Here is a 19,510-nt window from a genome sequence, read left to right as displayed (position 1 = left end):
TCATTCCGCCGGCATTGCGCGCTGCGACAGGACGAAGCCCATCTGCTTGCGTTTTTCCGGACGCTTGCGCGTCAATGCGAGCACCATGCCCATCGAGACGGCGATGGCGATCTGCGAGGAGCCGCCATAGGAGATGAAGGGCAGCGTCATGCCCTTGGCCGGCATCAATTGCAGGTTCACGCACATGTTAATGGCCGACTGCAGACCGAAGACGGTGACGAGGCCGCCGACCGCATAGCGGGTGAAATCATCGTGTTCCTTGAGCGCGATGCTCAAGCCGCGCAGCACGATGAAAGCAAAGATCGACATGATGAAGAAGCACATGATCAGCCCGAACTCCTCGCCGGCGACCGAGAAGACGAAGTCGGTATGAGCATCCGGAACAATGCGCTTGACGGTTCCTTCGCCCGGCCCAACACCGAACCAACTGCCGTTGATCAGCGCCTCGCGGCCCATGTCGACTTGGAACGTATCGCCTTCGCCGGTCAGAAATTTGTCGATGCGCAAGGCAACGTGCGGGAACACCGAATAGGCTGCGAACAGACCGCTTGCCCCGACCATGCCGAGAGCCACGATCCACAGCCACGGCAGGCCGGCCATGAAGAACATGACGCCCCAGGTGCCGGTCACCAGCATGGTCTGGCCGAGGTCGGGCTGCGCCAGCAGAAGCGAGATGACCAGCGCAAGCAAAAGCATGGCGAACAGATTGCCGGGAATATCGGGCTGGCGCTTGTGCTCGGCAAACAGCCACGCGCAGATGATGACGAAGGCGGGTTTCAGGAATTCGGAAGGCTGGATGGAGAGGCCGGCGAGTGACACCCAGCGCCGCGCGCCTTTCACCTCGACGCCGATGTAGAGCACCGCCACCATCAGCACCAGCATGATGCAGAGCATCACCAGCGACATGCGCCTTATCTGCCGCGCCTCCAGGAAGGAGACCGCAAGCATGACGATGAGCGCCGGGATGGTGAAGATGACCTGCCGGGTGGCAAAGTGAAAGCTGTCGAGGCCGATACGCTCGGCCACAGCGGGGCTCGCCGCGAAGGACAAAATGATGCCCAGTCCCATGAGGGACAGGAACGCGGCCAGGAACCAGCGATCGATGGTCCACCACCAGGTGGCAACAGGACTTTTGTCGAGACGGCTTTGCATCAACGTGGCCCTCCGATGGGTTTGACGCCATCAATAGCAGTCGCAGCTTGCCTGAAGGCTTCGCCGCGAACCTCGAAATTCTTGAACTGGTCGAAACTGGCGCAGGCCGGCGAAAGCAGCACCACGGCTTCGCCGCCGGTGTCGTTTGCCGCGTCATGGGCGGCATGCTCGACCGCCGCCGCAAGCGTTCCCGATATCTCGTATGGCACCGCTTCGCCCAGCGTCGCCGCGAAGGCGGGCGCCGCCTCGCCGATCAGATAGGCCTTGGCGATGCGCGGGAAGAAGCCGCGCAGCGGCTCGATGCCGCCTTCCTTCGGCAGGCCACCGGCGATCCAGTAGATGCGGTTGGCGAAGCTCGACAGCGCGGGTGCGGCCGCATCGGCATTGGTTGCCTTGGAATCGTTGACGAACAGCACATGGTCCTTGCGGCCGACCTGCTCCATGCGGTGCGCAAGCCCCGGGAAGCTTTCCAGCCCGGCCTGGATTTCGCCGAGTTCGAGCCCGACTTTCAGACAGGCGACGACGGCGGCCAGCGCATTCTGCGCATTGTGCTGGCCGCGCAGCGAGCCGATGCCTTCGAGGAAGGCGACGCGGCTGTAGCGGCCATGAACGGCTTCCATCAGATTGGTGCCATCGGCGAAATAGCCATCGGTCAAAGGCAAGCGCTTGGAAATACGAACGACCGGCCGGCCGGCCCTCTCCAGACGGTCGGCGATCTGGGCGCACCAGGAATCGTCGACGCCGATGATCGCGGTGTCGCTGCCGGCGACCAGCCGCTCCTTGATCGAGGCGTAATGCGCCATCGTGCCGTGCCGGTCGAGATGGTCGGGCGTAAGGTTGAGCAGGATGCCGGCGGTCGGGTTGATCGAGGGCGCCAGATCGATCTGATAAGACGAGCACTCGACCACATAGTGCCGCTGAGGCTCGGGCGGATCGAGCGTCATGATTGCGCGGCCTATATTGCCGCCCATCTGCATGTCACGTCCCGCCGACTTCAAGATATGCGCCGTCAGTGCCGTCGTCGTGGACTTGCCGTTGGTGCCGGTGATCGCGATGAAGGGTGCTGCCGGCGCGCGGCTGTTGCGCTCGCGGCAGAACAGCTCGATATCGCCGATCACCTCGACGCCGGCGCCGCGTGCGAGCTCCACCGTCCAATGCGGCTTCGGATGCGTCAGCGGCACGCCTGGCGACAGCACGAAGGCAGCGAAACGCGGCCAGTCGGCTCCACGCAGGTCGCCGGTCGCAATGCCTGCGTCGGCGGCCTTGGCGACGCTGTCTGGATTGTCGTCCCAGGCCAGCACCTCGGCGCCCCCTGCGATCAGCGCATGCGCGGTGGCGATCCCCGAGCCGCCAAGCCCGAAGAGCGAAACGCGTTTGCCGGAAAAGGAAGCGGCGGGGATCAAGCAGGCGTCCTATCTGAGCTTGAGGGTGGAGAGGCCGACCAGCGCGAGGATGACGGCGATGATCCAGAAGCGGATCACCACCTGGCTTTCGGTCCAGCCGAGCTTTTCGAAATGGTGATGGATCGGCGCCATCAGGAAGACGCGTTTGCCAGTCATCTTGAAATAGCCGACCTGGATGATGACCGACAGGATCTCGACCACGAACAGGCCGCCGACGATGACCAGCACGATCTCGTGCTTGGTGGCGACGGCGATGGTGCCGATCAGCCCGCCCATCGCCAGTGAGCCGGTGTCGCCCATGAAGATCGCGGCCGGCGGCGCATTGAACCAGAGGAAGCCCAGGCCCGCGCCGATCACCGCGCCGAGCACGACGGCGAGCTCACCGGTGCCGGGCACGAAATGGATCTGCAGATATTCGGCGAACACCGCGTTGCCCGACAGATAGGCGATGACGCCGAACGACGCTGCCGCGATCATGATCGGCACGATCGCCAGGCCGTCGAGACCATCGGTCAGGTTCACCGCATTCCCCGCGCCGACGATGACGAAGCAGGAGAACGGCACGAAGAACCAGCCGAGATTGATCAGGAATTCCTTGGCGAAAGGAAAGGTCAGCGACGATGAGAACGGCGCCTGGCCATTATGCATGATCACCCACGCTGCGATGGCGGCGATGATGAACTCGATCGCCAGCCTCGCCTTGCCGGAAAAGCCCAGATGCGACTGCTTGGTGACCTTGAGATAGTCGTCGTAAAAGCCGATCGAGCCGAAGCCGACGGTGACCAAAAGCACCACCCAGACATAGATGCTGGACAGGTTCGCCCATAAGAGCGACGAGCCGATGATGCCGGACAGGATCATCAGCCCGCCCATGGTCGGCGTTCCCGCTTTCTTGAAATGCGTCTGCGGACCATCGGCGCGGATCGGCTGGCCCTTGCCTTGCCGCAGACGCAGCGAATTGATGATTGTCGGCCCGAAGATGAAAACGATCAGCGCCGAGGTGATCAGCGCGCCGCCGGTGCGAAAAGTGATGTAGCGGAAGACGTTGAAGAGTGAGATCTTATCCGCGAAATCGACGAGCAGTGTGAACATGGTTCTTCCGTCCCCGGACCCGACCTAGGCCGGCTTAATGTTTGTGGCTTCCGCCGGAAATTTGCCGAGCAATGCCTCGACCAGCTTTGAAAACCCGATGCCTTTCGACGATTTGACCATCACCACGTCGCCGGGCCTGAGCGCGGAGATCACGATCGGCTTCAGCTCTTCGGCTCCCGCCCGATATTCCGTCTGGATATCGGCCGGCAAAACCGCGGCCAGCGCCTGCATTTCCGGCCCGCCGAGAAAGACGTTGCGGGTGCCCGTGCCGACGATCAGTTCGGCGAGCGCTGCGTGGAGCTTGGCCGAATGGCTGCCAAGCTCCAGCATGTCGCCGAGCACCGCGATGCGTCGACCCTCGCCCGAGACCGGCGTAGCGTTGAGCAGCGCCATCGCCGCCGCCATCGACGCCGGATTGGCGTTGTAGCTCTCATCGATCAGCGTGATCGGCCCGTTGGGATGATGCAGGACGTGGCGCCGGCCGCGCCCGCGCTCGGCCGAAAGGTCCGCAAGCGCGGCCGCGACCTTTTCGACATCGGCGCCGACCAGTTGCGCGGCGCCAAGCACCGCCAGAACGTTCTGCACGATATGGCGGCCGGGCGCCCCGACACGAGCCGTCACATCCTTCTTGCCGATCTTGACGGCGATGTCGGAATGGTCGGCATGAAGCTCGCATCCGACAAGGCGGAAGGCCGAGCGGGCATTTTCGCCGAAGCCGAAGACATGCGCGACGCCTGCCTCTTTCGCCATTTTCCCGAGCAGCTTCCAGCGTGGATCGTCGCGGTTGAGCAGCGCGGCGCCACCAGGCTCGATCCCTTCGAAAATCTCGGCCTTGGCCATGGCGATCTCGTCGAGATTCTTGAAGAAGCCGAGATGGGCGGCGGCAATGATCGTCACGATCGCGACATGCGGCCTGACCATCTTGACCAGCGGCCTGATCTCGCCCGAATGGTTCATGCCGATCTCGAAGACCGCGTAGTCGCAGTCCTGCGGCATGCGCGCCAGCGTCAGCGGCACGCCCCAATGGTTGTTGAACGACTGCGCGGAGGCGTGCACCTTGCCGACCGCCGACAGCACATGGCGCAGCGCTTCCTTGGTGGTCGTCTTGCCGGCCGAGCCCGTGACCGCGATGATCCTGGCCTTCGAGCGGGCACGGGCCGCAACACCGAGTTTCTCAAGCGCTGCAAGCACATCCTGCACGACGATCATCGGCGCCGTCAGCCGGCCGAGCGAGGGCAGTTTGCCCTCCGCGACGACCAGCACGGCCGCTCCGGCCTTGACCGCCGCTGTCGCGAAATCATGGCCGTCCATCGCCTCGCCCTTGATGGCGAAGAAGGCGTCTCCAGGCTCCAGGCTGCGGCTGTCGATCGAAATGCCGGTGATGCTCTCCGGCAGCGAGCCGATCGGCCTGCCGCCCATGGCTTCGACGAGCGCTTCCGACGTCCACAGCAGGTTCATGCGGCGCGCTCCTTGAGCGCCTCGCGCACTTCCTCATGGTCTGAGAAGTGGAAGGTTTCGGAGCCGATGGTCTGGCCTTCCTCATGCCCCTTGCCGGCGACGATGAGCGTGTCGCCGGCGCGAAGCATCGCCACCGCCTCGTGGATCGCCTTGCGGCGGTCGCCGATCTCGATGGCGTCGGGCGCGGCGGCAAGGATCGCGGCGCGGATGGTCTCGGGCACTTCCGTGCGCGGATTGTCGTCGGTGACGATGACGATATCGGCGAGCCGCGTCGCGATCTCGCCCATGATCGGCCTTTTCCCCCGGTCCCGGTCGCCGCCGCAGCCGAACACTACGACGACGCGGCCAGTGGTGAAAGGCCGCACCGAGGTCAGCACATTCTCCAGCGCATCGGGCTTGTGGGCATAATCGACATAAACGGGAGCGCCCGCGGCGGTGGTGCCGACGAGGTCGAGCCTGCCCGGCGCGCCCTTCAATTTCTCCAATGCCGCCAAGGCCTTGCCCGCGGGTGTTCCAGTCGCGATGGCAAGCCCGGCTGAGACCAGCGCGTTGGCGATCTGGAAATCGCCGGCCAAAGGCAGGTCGACCTCGTGCAGCACGCCGTCCGCCACGATTTCGGCGCGCTGGCGATGGCGCTCATGCTCGACCCGCTTCAGCGTCAGGAAATCGCCATGGCGGCCGACGGTCAGCACTTTCAGCCCCGCCGCCTTCGCGGCTTTGATGGTCGGCTCCGACCACGGATCATCGGCAAAGACGATCGCGGGCGCGCCCTTCGGCAGCAGCGTATCGAACAGGCGCAGCTTGGCGCGGTGATAATCCTCGACCGTCGGATGGTAATCCATGTGGTCGCGGCCGAGATTGGTGAAGGCGCCGGCGGCCAGCTTCACCCCGTCGAGGCGGCGCTGGTCGAGACCGTGGCTGGAGGCTTCCATCGAGGCGTGGGTGACGCCGGCATCCGCCAGTTCCTTGAGCAATCGGTGCAGTGCCACCGGATCGGGCGTCGTCAGTGAGCCATATTCGTTGCGGCCGGGCGCCACGACACCGGTCGTGCCGATCGAGGCGGCGGCAAAACCCGCCTGCTCCCAGATCTGGCGGGTGAAGGCGGCGACAGATGTCTTGCCGGCGGTGCCGGTGACGGCGACCATGGTTTCCGGCTGGCGGCCGAAGAAGCGCGCCGCGCTGAGCGCCAGCGCCAGGCGCGGATCATCGACGGCGAGAACCGGGATCGACAGGCCGGAGACGGTCGTGCCCCTGCCGGTGACGATCGCCGCAGCGCCGCGGGCCGCGGCATCGGCCGCATAGGTCGAGCCGTCGGCCCTGCTGCCGGCAAGCGCGAAGAAGACGACGCCGGTCTTGATCGCGCGGGAATCCGAGGAAAGTCCGGTCACCTCCAGATCGGGGGAAGCTGTCCCCTCGACAGGCAGGATGCCGGCTAGATCTTTTAGATGCATTGAGTCCCGTTCACCGCAACAAAATAGCGCGCAGTTGCCGGCGCGCCGCAAGAATCACTGATAGGAAACCAGCGTTGCACCATTTTCATGGCTGAAATCTGGCTTCACGCCAAGCATGGCCGCAGAACGCCGGATGATATTGCCGGCCATAACCCCCGCATTGTTGGCGGCGACGTCGGTCATGCCGGGCTTTTCCGGATGGGGAGCGTCAGCGATCGTGAACACCAGAAATTGCGGATCGTCCATCGGGAAGGCGGCGACGAAGGTGTTGAAATTCAGGTCCTTGGAGTAGCGGCCGTTGATAACCTTCTCCGCTGTTCCGGTCTTGCCGCCAACGCGGTAGCCGGGGGCCCTCGCGTTTCTGGCCGAACCCTTTTCGGCGTTGAGCGTATAGAGGTAGCGCATGCCTTCGACCGTCTTGTCGCTGACCACTTTCTTGGCCACCGCCATTGCCTCCTGCTCGCTGCGCACCAGGAATGTCGGCTCGATCAGATAGCCCTGCATCAGCGCCGCGCAGCCGACGGCTGCCTGCAGCGGCGTCGTCGACACGCCATGGCCGAAGGCGATGGTGAACGAATTGACCTGTTTCCAGACCTTCGGTTCGGTCGGACGCGCGACCTCCGGCAGTTCGGTCTGCATCCTGTCCAGAATGCCGAGGCGGTGCAGGAATTCGCGATGCCCCTCGATGCCGACCAGCTCGGCCTCCCTGGCCGACCCGATGTTGGACGAATAGAGGAACACCTCCGGCAATGACAGCACACGGTTCTTGCCATGGAAATCGTGGATGGCCTGATGGCCGACCCGGATCGGATGCGAAGCGTCGAAGCGGCTGTTCATTGTCGCCTTGCCGGAATCGAGCGCCATGGCCGAGGTGAAGCTCTTGAAAGTCGATCCCATCTCGTAGAGACCCGCCGACATGCGGTTCAGTCGATCCTTTTCCTGCGCATTATACGGATTGTTCGGATCGAAGTCCGGCACCGAGGCCATGGCCATCACTTCGCCCGTCTTGATGTTCAGCACGACGGCGCCGGCGCCCAATGCGCGATAGCGCTCCAGGCCGGCGGCGATTTCGTCGCGCACCACATGCTGGACGCGCAGATCGATCGACAGCTTGACCGGCTTGAGATCCTTGGCCACGGCGAGCCCCGACGCCTGCAGGTCGCTCAGCCCCTGCTCGTCGATATACTTCTCCATGCCGGAGATGCCCTGGTTGTCGATGTTGGTGAGGCCGACGATGTAGGACGAGGTCTCGCCGCTCGGATAAAAGCGCCGCTTTTCGGTGCGGAAGCCGAGGCCGGGGACGCCCAGCGCCAAGATGTCGGCCTGCTGCTTCGGCGTCAGCTGGCGCTGCAGCCAGACGAAGCCGGCCCCGCTCTTGAGCTTGCGGTAGGTCTGCTCGTAGTCGATCTCGGGCAGCACGGTCGACAATTTCTCGATCGCTTCGTCGGCGTCGACGATGCGGCGCGGCTCGGCGAACAGCGACGCCGTCTTGATGTCGGTCGCCAGCACCTCGCCGTTACGATCGACGATATCCGGACGTGAAGCCGTGACCCGGCTCTCCGGACCGCCCGAAAGATCCGGGTTCTGCATGCCGAGATAGACGAGCCGGCCGGCAATGGTCGAATAGATGGTGAAGAACACCGCCATGGTCATGACGATGCGTGTCTTTGCCTTGCCGCCCGTCGTCTTGCGGGCGGCGTCGACGACGATCGAGCCGGCCTCAGCCTGCTTCTTTCGGCGCTTCAGCAGGTCACCGATCCTTGGAAGGCTGCTGATCATTGAACGGTGCTCCCGGTGACCACTGGATCCTTGCCGTCCGCTGGCTCCTTCCCCGAATTGTCGGCCATGCCGCCAAGGCGCTGCGAGGAGAGGTCCTCGATGGTCAGGGGTTTCACCGGAATGTCGTCGAGGCTGCCGATCTGGTGCGCGTTGACCGGTTCGAGTCCGAGTTGGCTCTTATAGACATCGGCAAGCTTCTGCAGTCGCGACGGCTGCGTGAGCAGGCTCCAGTCCGCCTTGAGGAGGTCGATCGTTTCTTCCTCGTAGTGGATCTGCGCCTGGATCTTCTGCACCGCCGCCAGTTGCTCTTCGGCTTCCCGCTTCGTCTTGTAGGTCAGGGCCGCGGCTGAGACCATGACGGCGATCAGGACTATGTCGCTGGTACGAAACACGTGCTCACCTCTCCCCCGGCCGTTCGACGGCGGGAAGCTTTGGAAGGCCGAAAATCGAAAAATCGTCAGCGCGCGCCGGCGCATCCGTGCGGATCGCCGCGCGCAGCCTGGCCGAGCGCGCGCGCGGATTGGCGTCCAGCTCGGCCTCTCCCGGCACCACGCCGCCGCCGGCCTTGCGGAAGGTCGCGATGCGCGCCGGCGCATCGGGCATATGCCTTGAGCCGGCGGCGGCTTCGGAACGGTCGGCGATGAAGCGCTTGACGATGCGGTCTTCCAGGGAATGGAACGTCACCACGGCAAGCCGTCCGCCGGGCTTCAATGCCCGTTCCGCGGCGATCAGCGCCCTTGCGAGCTCGCCAAGCTCGTCATTGACGAAGATGCGCAGCGCCTGGAAGACGCGCGTGGCCGGATGGATCTTGTCCTTCGGCCCCCGTCCGATATGCGTTTGGATGGCGTCGGCGAGATCGAGCGTGCGCTCGAAAGGCTTCTTCTCGCGCCGGCTCTCGATCATGCGCGCGATGCGGCCGGCATGACGTTCCTCGCCGAGAAAACCGAAGATGCGGGCAAGGTTCCCGGCCTTGAAAGTGTTGACGACGTCGGCGGCGGAGAGACCCGCCTGCGCCATGCGCATGTCGAGCGGCCCGTCGGCCCGAAACGAAAATCCGCGCTCGGCCTGGTCGAGCTGCATTGACGAGACGCCGATATCGAGCACCACGCCATCGGCGCTTTCGACATGCTCGTCCAACGTCGAGAACGGCGCCTGGACCAGCCTCAGCCGGCCGCCGGCCTGCTCTTCGAGCGCCCTGCCCGCGGCGATCGCGTCCGGGTCGCGGTCGATGGCGACAACCGAAGCGCCGCGATCGAGGATGGCGCTGGTGTAGCCGCCGGCGCCAAATGTCCCATCGACAATCGTCTCGCCGGCCTTAGGCGCGAGCGCGTCGAGCACCTCGGCAAGGAGGACCGGAATGTGACGGGCCAGTCCGCCAACGGCGTGATGGTCATCGCCGTGGCCAGCCATCATTCCGATCGCTCCCCGGGCTTCGTCCCCTGCCGAAGCTGCAAAAGCCTGGCCCGCGCCTGCGCCCCATAGGTGGCAAGCCGTCCCGGCTCCCATATTTGGAAGAAATTGCCGCGACCGACAAAGGCCACCTCGTTCGAGATGCCCGTATGCTCGCGGATGAAATCGGTCATGGTGATGCGGCCGTCCTGGTCCAGCTTTAGAAATGTCCCGTCTCCATGGCAGAAGAACGACATGTCGTCCGCCGTCTGCAGGAATGGGTCTTCCAGCGCGATCCGCTGCTCGTAGCGGTCGAGCAGGTCGAGGCCGCCCACATCCATGGCCGGCAGGTCCAGGCAGCGCAGCGCGTAGAGTTCCGCATAGCCGCGTTTCTGCACCACGGCGCGGAAATGCGCCGGAACGGACACCCGCCCTTTCGCATCGATCCTGCTCACGGTGTTTGACAGAAACCGGTCCAATAAACGCTACAGCCGCTGTTGTTGCCGCTGCACCCCTCATGTTGTTCTCCGCGCCCTCGCCGCATTCGCGGCAAATGGCTTCATTCACCGAGGCAAAAACCGGCAAACGCACAGCCGCCGCGGCTGCCCGATTGGCGTACGCTTCACCCTGACGCGGAACGAAAGCTTGGTTTAAATGGGATATCATGGGGCACTATGGGCGTCAACGGGAACAGGCATCACAAACATGCACGCCACAACCAGAAAGCGCAGGTTGAAGGCACGTCTCGTCTTTATCGTCTATTAAGCCTAACGAAGCGTTTAGAGCCCTCTGGCCCAAAAAGACCCAGCTTGCTGCGCACAGCCGGCGCGCATAGCGTCGGTGGAAGTTTTCTGCTGAAGGATCGAGCCGATGTCGGACACTGCGAAGTCACGCGCCGCGACACTTGCCCATCTGCGCAGCGCCGATTTCGCCAAGGGCGATCCCATCCCCTTGTCGCTGACCATGGCCTCGATTTTCCACGCGCCTGGCGACGCGACGGGCTTCGATCAATACGGCCGCTTCAGCAACCCGACCTGGCATGCCGTCGAGCATGCGCTCGGCCATCTGGAAGACGCGCAATGCGTTATTTTTCCGTCGGGAATGGCCGCGATTTCCGCGGCTTTCTTCGCACTCGTCAAATCGGGCGACCGCATCCTCTTGCCGTCGGACGGCTATCATACGACGCGGGCCTTGGCTGAGCGTTTTCTGAAACCACTCAGCGTCGCCTATGACGTGCGGCCGACGGCAAGCATGCTCGACGGCGGTTTCGCGGGTTACCGGGCGGTTTTCGTCGAAAGTCCGTCCAACCCGCGGCTGGACATCTGCGACATCACCGCGGCCGCCAAGGCCGTCCACGCGCAAGGCGGAACCCTGATCGTGGACAACACGACGATGACGCCCTTCGGCCAGCGTCCGCTCGATCTCGGCGCCGACATCGTGGTCTCGGCCGACACCAAGGCGATCAACGGCCATTCGGACGTTCTCTTCGGCCATGTCGCCAGCCGCGATCCCGACATTGTCGCCAGGGTGAAGGATTGGCGCGAGACGGCCGGCGGCATCCCCGGACCGTTCGAGGCATGGCTGGTGCATCGCGGCCTCGAAACGTTGGAAGTGCGCCTCGACCGCATGTGCTCGTCGGCCGAAACTATCGCTCGGCGGCTGAAGGACCATCGCGCCGTCAGCGGCCTGCGCTTTCCCGGGCTCGTGGGCGATGCCTCGCATAATCTGGCGCGTGCCCAGATGGAGCGCTTCGGTTTCCTGATTTCCTTCGAACTGGCCTCCGAAGAACAGGCCGAGGCGTTCATCGACGGTTGCGCGCTGATTGAATCGGCAACCTCCTTCGGCGGCGTGCACACGTCGGCCGAGCGGCGCTCGAAACGGGGCGACGCGGTGCCGCCGGGCTTCGTTCGTCTCGCGATCGGCTGCGAACCGGTCGAGGAACTCTGGAAGGCAATCGAGGCGTCGCTGGACAAGCTCGGCGCCTAGTCCGCTATATCAGGTCGTCAGCCTCGATTTTGCGCCGGCCATGCAGGACGCGAAGGACTTCGATCGCGTCGTTGCCAATCCGATAAAACGTAAGATACTCCCCGACAACGAGGTGGCGGATGCCCGGCAGAATATCATCGCGCGGCGCGCCTGATCGGGGATGAAGGGTCAGCAAATCCCATCGCCTCTGAAGAGCTTCCACAAAACGGACTGCGGCGTTTGGGTTGCGGGCAGCGATGTAGTCGCCGATAGTTTCGAGGTCTACCAATGCCTGTGGAAGCAGGCGGTACTTCACTCGTCAGCGCCTTTGGCTTCCGCCATCTTCGCATATTTGGCGCGCAATCGCTCCATTAAGGGAGGGCCGTCCAGGGCAGGTCCGCTGTCGATGCCTTCCTGCACCAGTTCCCGCAATTCCTCGACGGTATAGCCGAGCAGGTCGCGCCGCTCCTTCCATTGCCTGAGTGCATCGCGGATGACTTCACTGGCCGAGGCGTATTCGCCAGCAGCGACGACATTGTCGACCGCAGCCGCAAGTTCCGGCGAAAGCGTGATGCTGCGTTTATCGACCTGGCCCATTGATGCACTCCTGCTCTTCCCCAAAGGTACGATTTAATCGCACCAGCTTCAAGCATAGGTTTGACCAGGCCGCGGAGGCTGTCTTGGAGAATGCTTGAATCAGGAGATTCGCCTGTCGGCCTAACCTCCTGATCCCATTCAGCTATCGCTGCGAAAAATGCCAGCTGGCCTGTAAGCCGGGTTCTGTATGGCCCTCGCCTCACGGCGAGAACGTGGCGGCCATTCATCTTGGGCGCATGTTGCCACGCGCCTCACGCAACCTACCCGGACGGTGGGCCGGAAACAGCCCTCGAAGGTTTCCCCTCGTACCGCCCCTATTCGGTTTTGCTCCCGGTGGGGTTTGCCCTGCCGCTCCTGTTGCCAGTCGCGCGGTGGGCTCTTACCCCACCCTTTCACCCTTGCCGCGGCAATGCCGCGGCGGTTTGCTTTCTGTGGCACTTTCCCTGGGGTCGCCCCCGCCGGCCGTTAGCCGGCACCGTGTCTCCATGGAGCCCGGACTTTCCTCACCCGCAACCTTTCGGTTCTCGCGGGCGCGGCCGCCCGGCCAGCTGGCAAGCGCGTATAAAGGGATTCCCGCCTGAAAACGCAAACGAAAAAGCTGGGGAGGCACCCAAGGCAGTGAATCTGGGCAACGACATGCCTGGACGACACGCGTTGCCCAAATCCATTTCGGCTTAAGCCGGCGAGCCCAAGGCCGCCATCTGCACCTTCACCTTGCTGCAATAGGCGGCCGAAATCGGATTCATCCGCGTCGCGCCATGGCCGGCATTGTATTTGAGGATCGTGCCGCAGGTGGTGCCGCCGCCGAGACCTTGCGCCATGGCAAGGTATTTCATGCCATATTTGATGTTGGTGTCCGGATCGAACAGCCCCTTGGCCGAACCGGTGTAACCCATCATGCGCGCCGTGGCCGGCTTGATCTGCATCAGGCCGATCTCGCCGGCGCTGCCGACCATGTTCGGCCTGTAGTTGCTTTCGATCTTGATGACGGCCGTGGCCAACGACACCGGCACGCCATAGCTTGCGGCATAACGGGCAACGATCGCCGAATACTGGCCGCCGCCCGTCGCAGAGGACGACAAAGCCGGCTTCTCAGGATGGATGAAAGCTGTCGGGGTCAAGTCGATGGTCTGCCTGTTGCGCTTGACTCGTTTGGCTGTCGATTTCGTCACCCTGGTTGCGGCCGCCTTCTGCATCTTGGCCGGAGCAGCCCTCGCGGTTCCGGATGTTTTGGCGCTCACGGCGCCCTTGGGCGTCGCAGGAGCGGCTGCGAAGCCATTGTCTGCCCTGGGGCTCAGCGGGGAACTGTTGGCCTGGTTGAACGCAAAGCTTATCACTCCGGCAGCAACAGCTGCCGCTACGACGGTCAATTTTTGCATGTAGTCCTGTTCTGTTAGAACCGCGCGAAGAATTTCACGCAGCTATGCCAATTCAACATCGGATCATCCGGGGGGATAGACGCCCGACGACTTGCGGGAGAGGCATTTGGAGGCGGAATTGGCGGCAATAAAGGCGGCGCAATTCACTTTAAGTGACAGGTTGTAATTTAAGCAACTTGTCGTTGCTATTCGAGCGAGGCTGCCTTTACGGAAGCCAGGAGTCTTTCCAGCGTGCGGATCGTCGATTTATCCGCCACGCCATCCACCAGCCGCCGCCGGAAATGTCGCTGGAAAGCCGCCACCACGATCTCCGTCTGCCGGTCGTAGACACAAGATATCTCAACGTCATAGCCGTAGAGGGCCAGCATCGACTGCAACGCCTCGACCTCGGCGCCGGTGTCGCCGGCTTTCAGTGCGGCGCCGGGCTCTATCGCCGCCGCTGGCACCAGATGGCCGACACCGGCCGCGAACAGCGCCTTCCAGGGAAATTTTTCGCCAGGATCGATCTTGCGACCCGGAGCCACGTCCGAATGCGCGAGCACCCTTACCGCAGGGATCGAATAACGGCCCACAATACCTGCGCACAACTCGATCAAGGCGCCAATCTGCCGCTTCGGGAAAGCCTTGTAGCCCAGCGAATGCCCGGGATTGACGATCTCGATGCCGACCGAACAGGAGTTTATGTCGGTACACCCGAGCCAGGAACTTTTGCCGGCATGCCAGGCGCGATCGCTCTCGCGCACCATCTGGACGATGCGGCCATCTTCATGAACAAGATAATGCGAGGAGACTTCGCTCGCCGGGTCGCACAGCCACGCCTCGGCGCCGGCGCCGCTTGCCATGCCGGTATAATGCAGCACGATCATGTCGGGCCGGGGCGTCTCGCGGCGCGGACCGAAATTCGGCGACACCCGGACCTCGGCACCTGGCTGGTCGGGCAGGAAGCCGCTCATACGTGCCTGAAGCCCCGCTCGATCATCTCATAGGCGGCATTGATCGCCGCGACCCGGGTCGTGGCGATCTTGATGAATTCCTGCGGCAGACCGCGCGCGATCAACCTGTCCGGGTGATTGTCGGAGATCAGCTTGCGATAGCGTTTCCTGACCTCCTCGAACGGCTTGCCGCGCTCAATGCCCAGAACGACGTAAGGATCGGCGGCGCCGAGATTGACATGCCTGGACAGGATCGCCTCGTAATGCATCTCGTCGACCCGAAAGATCTCGGCGATCCGGTGCAGGAACTGCCCTTCCCGCTCATGGATGAGCCCATCCGCCTTGGCGATGTGGAAGAGGCCGTCGAGTATATCTTCCAGCATCATGCAGTTGGCATGGCCGGAACCGCAGAGCTGCGCCATGCGCTGGGCATAGGTCTCGAAGCCGGCGACGTCCTGCTTGGCGATATCGTAAAGCCGCGCCACGTTGCGTGTCTCGCTCGGCGGCACTTCGAAGATTTCCTGGAAGGCGCGCACCTCGTCCTGCGTGACGATGCCGTCGGCCTTGGCCATCTTGGCCGAAAGCGCGATCATCGCCACCGAGAAGGCAACGCGCCGACGCAGATCCGGATCGCCGGAAAACACGGTGCGCACGGCTTCCACGACATCCGCGACGCCCGAGGACGCCGACGACGAAACACGAGCGATGAAGTCGCCAAGGCGGTCCCAAATCGACATGCCGGCTTCATAGTGCGAACCGGGCGGTTCTATCAAGCCGGGACGATGCCGCAGGTGACTGGCGATGTGCCGACCGACGGCGCAAAGAGGAGGCCGGCAATGCCGGCCTTCATCGAGATTGTGGATCGGCCCTTACTGCGCAGGCGCGGCAGGAGCCGGCTTTGTTGCCGGAGCCGGTTCGGCAGGCTTCGAAGCGTCGGGCGAAGCCGGCTTCATGGGCTGCTCGTTGGCCGGCGAATTGGTGCTCTGGGTTGTGGTCTTGTCGGTGCTATTGTCGCTGCAAGCCGCGACCCCCAGCAGGGCGAGCGCCGAGACCGACGCCAGAATGAGCTTCTTCATGCTATCTCTCCTTCAGCAGACGCTCACATTTCGGTGAGCGGTCGCAGGGGAAATGCATCAGCAGGCTGCCGGTTTCGTAACGTTGCATTTCGAGGTGTAATATCAACCTATGATTGCTGGCGCCGAAAATCCCAAACCAGCAGAACATGCGCTCGAAGACATGAATGGATAAGCAGAATGCCGGCAGCCGCAGGAACTGGGAAATGGGACTTCTGGATCGACCGCGGCGGCACCTTTACCGACGTCATCGGCCGTGATCCGCAGGGCCGGTTGCACTCCCGAAAGCTCCTGTCCGAAAATCCCGAGGCCTATGCAGATGCCGCTATTCAGGGCATCCGCGACCTGTTGGGTCTGAAAGCGGGCACCGCCATCTCCGCCGACGCTATCGGCGACGTCAAAATGGGCACGACCGTTGCCACCAATGCGCTGCTCGAGCGCAAGGGCGACCGCGTGCTGCTGCTCATCACCAAGGGTTTTCGCGACGCATTGCGCATCGCCTATCAGGCGAGGCCGGACATCTTCGCCAAGGAGATCATCTTGCCGGAGCAGCTCTATGAGCGCGTTATCGAGATCGACGAGCGCGTGCGCGCCGACGGCTGCGTCGAGCGCCTGCTCGATATCGCGGCCTGCCGCCCGGCAATCGAACAGGCCAAGGCCGACGGCATCGACGCGGTCGCCATTGTTTTCATGCATGCCTGGAAGTATCCGGAGCACGAAAAGGCCGTCGCGAAAGTCTGCCGCAAGATCGGCTTCAGCCAGATTTCCGTGAGCCACGAGGTCTCGCCGCTCATCAAGCTGGTCGGCCGCGGCGACACCACCGTGGTGGATGCTTATCTGTCGCCGATCCTGTCGCGCTATGTGCGGCGGGTGGCGGGAGAACTGGGCGCCGGGCCGCGCCTGATGTTCATGATGTCGTCGGGCGGGTTGACCGCTGCCGACCTGTTCCAGGGCAAGGACGCGCTGCTCTCCGGCCCGGCTGGCGGGGTCGTCGGCATGGTCGAGACGGCGAAGCTCGCCGGCTTCGAAAAAGTCATCGGCTTCGATATGGGCGGCACCTCTACCGACGTCGCCCATTATGACGGCGAATACGAGCGCGCCTTCGACACCGAGGTCGCCGGCGTGCGCATCCGCGCGCCGATGATGCGCATCCACACCGTCGCCGCCGGCGGCGGCTCGATCCTGCATTACGAAGCAGGCCGCTTCCGCGTCGGCCCGGATTCGGCCGGCGCCAATCCCGGCCCTGCCGCCTACCGGCGCGGCGGCCCGCTCGCCGTCACCGACGCTAATGTCATGCTCGGCAAATTGCAGCCCGATTTCTTTCCGGCGATTTTTGGGCCCGGCCAGGACCAGCCGCTCGACATCGGAAGGGTTGGCGAAAAATTCGCGGCACTTGCCGCCGAAATCGGCGACGGCCGGACGCCCGAGGCGGTCGCCGAAGGCTTTGTCACCATCGCCGTCGAGAACATGGCCAACGCCATCAAGAAGATCTCGGTGCAGCGCGGCTACGACGTCACCGAATATCTCTTGAACTGTTTTGGCGGCGCCGGCGGCCAGCACGCCTGCCTGGTCGCCGATGCGCTCGGCATGGAAGCGGTGCTGATCCATCCCTTCTCGGGCCTGCTTTCGGCTTACGGCATCGGCCTCTCGTCGGTCTTCGCCTCGCGCCAACAGGGTCTGCTGCAGCCGCTTGCCGAAGAATCCCGCTCGGCGATCGAGGCACTGATCACGGCGCTGCGCGGCGGCGTCATTGCCGAGCTTGGCGAGCAAGGCATTGCCGAGGACGCAGTTTCAACGAGACCTGTCCTGCACATCCGATATGACGGTACCGACACGGCGCTGCCGGTGAATTTCGAGCATGGCTCGATCTTCCGCGCCAGGAGCGATTTCGAGACGGCGCATAAGGCGCAGTTCGGTTTCGTCTATCACGACAAGCCGATCGTCGTCGAGACGGTCGCCGTCGAAGGCTCGGAAGCCGCTCGACAGGACAAGGCTGAGACCTACGCTCCTGCCGGACCGAAAGGAGTTGAGGTCAAGCCTTCGGAAATTCGGCGCATCTACACCGAAGGCCGCTGGCACGCCGCTGGCGTCTACCGCCGTGAAAACCTGCGGCCATCCCACAGGGTCGCCGGGCCCGCGCTGATCATCGAGCCGAACCAGACCATCGTCGTCGAGCCGGGCTGGCGCGCTGAAATCACCCGTCTCGATCACGTCGTGATACGCCGGACAGAAAGAAAGGCGCGTGCCGCGGCGCTCGGCACCGAAGCCGATCCGGTGATGCTGGAAGTCTTCAACAACCTCTTCATGTCGATCGCCGAACAGATGGGCGTGACGCTGCAGAACACCGCCTATTCGGTCAACATCAAGGAACGGCTCGATTTCTCCTGCGCCGTGTTCGACCGCCACGGCGCGCTGGTCGCCAACGCGCCGCACATGCCGGTGCATCTGGGTTCCATGGACCGTTCCGTCGAAACCATCATCCGCCTGAATTCCGGCGACATCCATCCCGGCGACGTGTTTGCGCTCAATGCCCCTTACAATGGCGGCACGCATCTGCCCGACATCACGGTGGTGACGCCTGTCTTCAACGACGCGCGAAACGAGATCCTGTTCTGGGCGGCATCGCGCGGCCATCACGCCGATGTCGGCGGCACCGCGCCCGGCTCGATGACGCCGCGGGCGACAACGGTCGATGAGGAAGGCGTGCTGTTCGACAATTTCCGCATCGTCGACCGCGGCCGCTTCCGTGAGAAGGAGTTGGAGACGCTGCTTACCGACCATCCTTATCCGGCGCGCAATCCCGTCCAGAACATCGCCGACCTCAAGGCGCAGATCGCCGCCAACGAAAAGGGCGTGGCGGAGCTGCGCAAGATGGTCGCGCATTTCGGCCTCGATGTGGTCGAGGCCTATATGGGCCATGTCCAGGACAATGCCGCCGAAAGCGTGCGCCGCGTGATCGAGCGGCTCCCCGACAGCGCGGCTTATGAATACCCCACCGACACCGGCCAGGTGATCAAGGTGAAGATCACCGTCGACCGCCAAAAGCGCGAGGCGACGGTCGATTTCACCGGCACCTCGCCTGTCATGAAGAACAATTTCAACGCGCCGGAGCCCGTCGCCCGCGCCGCGGTGCTTTATGCCTTCCGCGTCATGGTCGAGGACATGATCCCGATGAATGCCGGGTGCCTCAGGCCGATCAACATCGTTATTCCGGATGGCTGCATGCTCAAACCGTCCTATCCGGCGGCGGTCGTCGCTGGCAATGTCGAGACCTCGCAGCATGTCACCAACGCGCTGTTCGGCGCGATGGGCGCGATGGCCAACGCCCAAGGCACGATGAACAACCTAACCTTCGGCAACAGGAAATACCAGTATTACGAGACGATCTGCTCCGGCTCGCCGGCGGGCCGGATGAATTCCGGGCGCGGCTTCGCCGGAACGTCCGGCGTCCATACCCACATGACCAATTCGCGCCTTACCGACCCCGAGGTGCTGGAACTGCGCTTCCCCGTCGTGCTGGAAGACTTCCATATCCGCGAAGGCTCCGGCGGCAAGGGCAAGTGGAACGCCGGCGACGGCACCAGGCGCACCATCCGCTTCCTCGAAAAGATGGAATGCGCGATCCTGTCCTCGCACCGCAACCGGCCGCCCCAGGGCCTCGAAGGCGGCGGCGACGGCGAGGCCGGCTCGACCAAGGTCAGGCGCAATGACGGATCGGTCGACGTCCTGAAGGCCTGCGACCAAACCACGCTCTATGCCGGCGAGGCCGTCATCGTCACCACGCCGACACCCGGAGCGTTCGGAAAGGCGTAAGAACGGCGTCAACAGGCTGTCACCTGG

At 63.6% G+C, this 19,510-nt stretch carries 17 protein-coding genes and 1 other RNA gene; 2 read left to right on the top strand and 16 right to left on the bottom strand.

Annotation, left to right across the window (positions count from 1 at the left end; genetic code table 11):
- Genes ftsW through mraZ form a run of 9 tightly spaced genes read right to left on the bottom strand, consistent with a single transcriptional unit; the run spans position 1 to position 10,203 of the window.
- Positions 1-1,152: a putative lipid II flippase FtsW gene (gene ftsW, locus LB553_RS22225; protein ID WP_224516444.1), complete on the bottom strand. Its 1,152-nt coding sequence runs from the start codon at positions 1,150-1,152 to the stop codon at positions 1-3.
- The gene (murD, locus tag LB553_RS22220) at positions 1,152-2,555 is read right to left on the bottom strand and encodes a UDP-N-acetylmuramoyl-L-alanine--D-glutamate ligase (RefSeq protein ID WP_224516443.1); all 1,404 of its coding nucleotides are present in this window, start codon (positions 2,553-2,555) and stop codon (positions 1,152-1,154) included. The genes ftsW and murD overlap by 1 nt, the downstream gene beginning before the upstream one ends.
- Before the next feature lie 9 nt (positions 2,556-2,564).
- Positions 2,565-3,647 (bottom strand): phospho-N-acetylmuramoyl-pentapeptide-transferase, encoded by a 1,083-nt coding sequence (mraY, locus tag LB553_RS22215; RefSeq protein ID WP_224516442.1) that lies wholly within the window; start codon positions 3,645-3,647, stop codon positions 2,565-2,567.
- A gap of 24 nt (positions 3,648-3,671) precedes the next feature.
- Entirely contained in the window at positions 3,672-5,105 is a 1,434-nt protein-coding gene (locus tag LB553_RS22210) for a UDP-N-acetylmuramoylalanyl-D-glutamyl-2,6-diaminopimelate--D-alanyl-D-alanine ligase (protein WP_224516441.1), read from the bottom strand.
- Positions 5,102-6,556, bottom strand: coding sequence for a UDP-N-acetylmuramoyl-L-alanyl-D-glutamate--2,6-diaminopimelate ligase (locus tag LB553_RS22205; protein WP_224516440.1), 1,455 nt, complete (start codon positions 6,554-6,556; stop codon positions 5,102-5,104). The genes LB553_RS22210 and LB553_RS22205 overlap by 4 nt, the downstream gene beginning before the upstream one ends.
- Before the next feature lie 54 nt (positions 6,557-6,610).
- The gene (locus LB553_RS22200) at positions 6,611-8,335 is read right to left on the bottom strand and encodes a peptidoglycan D,D-transpeptidase FtsI family protein (RefSeq protein ID WP_224516439.1); all 1,725 of its coding nucleotides are present in this window, start codon (positions 8,333-8,335) and stop codon (positions 6,611-6,613) included.
- Positions 8,332-8,727, bottom strand: coding sequence for a hypothetical protein (locus LB553_RS22195; protein ID WP_224516438.1), 396 nt, complete (start codon positions 8,725-8,727; stop codon positions 8,332-8,334). The genes LB553_RS22200 and LB553_RS22195 overlap by 4 nt, the downstream gene beginning before the upstream one ends.
- Positions 8,728-8,731: 4 nt before the next feature.
- A complete protein-coding gene (gene rsmH, locus LB553_RS22190; RefSeq protein ID WP_224516437.1) occupies positions 8,732-9,748 on the bottom strand; it encodes a 16S rRNA (cytosine(1402)-N(4))-methyltransferase RsmH in 1,017 nt (338 codons plus the stop codon).
- Positions 9,745-10,203 carry a division/cell wall cluster transcriptional repressor MraZ gene (gene mraZ / locus LB553_RS22185; protein ID WP_224516436.1) on the bottom strand — a complete coding sequence of 153 codons (459 nt, stop codon included), beginning with the start codon at positions 10,201-10,203 and terminating at the stop codon, positions 9,745-9,747. The genes rsmH and mraZ overlap by 4 nt, the downstream gene beginning before the upstream one ends.
- Before the next feature lie 391 nt (positions 10,204-10,594).
- On the opposite strand from mraZ, the gene LB553_RS22180 reads away from it, so the two are divergent.
- Entirely contained in the window at positions 10,595-11,710 is a 1,116-nt protein-coding gene (locus LB553_RS22180) for a cystathionine gamma-lyase (RefSeq protein ID WP_224516435.1), read from the top strand.
- 4 nt (positions 11,711-11,714) lie between these two features.
- Here LB553_RS22180 and LB553_RS22175 read toward each other — a convergent pair whose 3' ends face one another.
- The 7 genes from LB553_RS22175 to LB553_RS22145 form a co-directional block, all read right to left on the bottom strand.
- Positions 11,715-12,005, bottom strand: coding sequence for a type II toxin-antitoxin system RelE/ParE family toxin (locus LB553_RS22175; RefSeq protein WP_224516434.1), 291 nt, complete (start codon positions 12,003-12,005; stop codon positions 11,715-11,717).
- A complete protein-coding gene (locus LB553_RS22170) occupies positions 12,002-12,286 on the bottom strand; it encodes a type II toxin-antitoxin system ParD family antitoxin (protein ID WP_140839687.1) in 285 nt (94 codons plus the stop codon). The genes LB553_RS22175 and LB553_RS22170 overlap by 4 nt, the downstream gene beginning before the upstream one ends.
- A gap of 156 nt (positions 12,287-12,442) precedes the next feature.
- Positions 12,443-12,838, bottom strand: an RNA gene (gene rnpB / locus LB553_RS22165) — RNase P RNA component class A.
- A gap of 122 nt (positions 12,839-12,960) precedes the next feature.
- Positions 12,961-13,665, bottom strand: a complete 705-nt coding sequence (locus LB553_RS22160; RefSeq protein ID WP_224516433.1) for a lytic transglycosylase domain-containing protein — start codon at positions 13,663-13,665, stop codon at positions 12,961-12,963.
- Positions 13,666-13,850: 185 nt separating this feature from the next.
- Positions 13,851-14,618 (bottom strand): N-acetylmuramoyl-L-alanine amidase, encoded by a 768-nt coding sequence (locus LB553_RS22155; RefSeq protein ID WP_224516432.1) that lies wholly within the window; start codon positions 14,616-14,618, stop codon positions 13,851-13,853.
- Positions 14,615-15,334 (bottom strand): J domain-containing protein, encoded by a 720-nt coding sequence (locus tag LB553_RS22150; RefSeq protein ID WP_224516431.1) that lies wholly within the window; start codon positions 15,332-15,334, stop codon positions 14,615-14,617. Before LB553_RS22150 ends, LB553_RS22155 begins: the two co-directional genes overlap by 4 nt.
- Positions 15,335-15,466: 132 nt before the next feature.
- Positions 15,467-15,673 carry a hypothetical protein gene (locus LB553_RS22145; RefSeq protein WP_224516430.1) on the bottom strand — a complete coding sequence of 69 codons (207 nt, stop codon included), beginning with the start codon at positions 15,671-15,673 and terminating at the stop codon, positions 15,467-15,469.
- A gap of 177 nt (positions 15,674-15,850) precedes the next feature.
- On the opposite strand from LB553_RS22145, the gene LB553_RS22140 reads away from it, so the two are divergent.
- A complete protein-coding gene (locus LB553_RS22140; protein ID WP_224516429.1) occupies positions 15,851-19,483 on the top strand; it encodes a hydantoinase B/oxoprolinase family protein in 3,633 nt (1,210 codons plus the stop codon).
- Positions 19,484-19,510 lie beyond the last annotated feature (27 nt).

The organism is Mesorhizobium sp. CA8, from assembly GCF_020164955.1.
Classification (GTDB): Bacteria; Pseudomonadota; Alphaproteobacteria; order Rhizobiales; family Rhizobiaceae; genus Mesorhizobium.
This window is presented reverse-complemented; position numbering and strand designations above follow the sequence as displayed.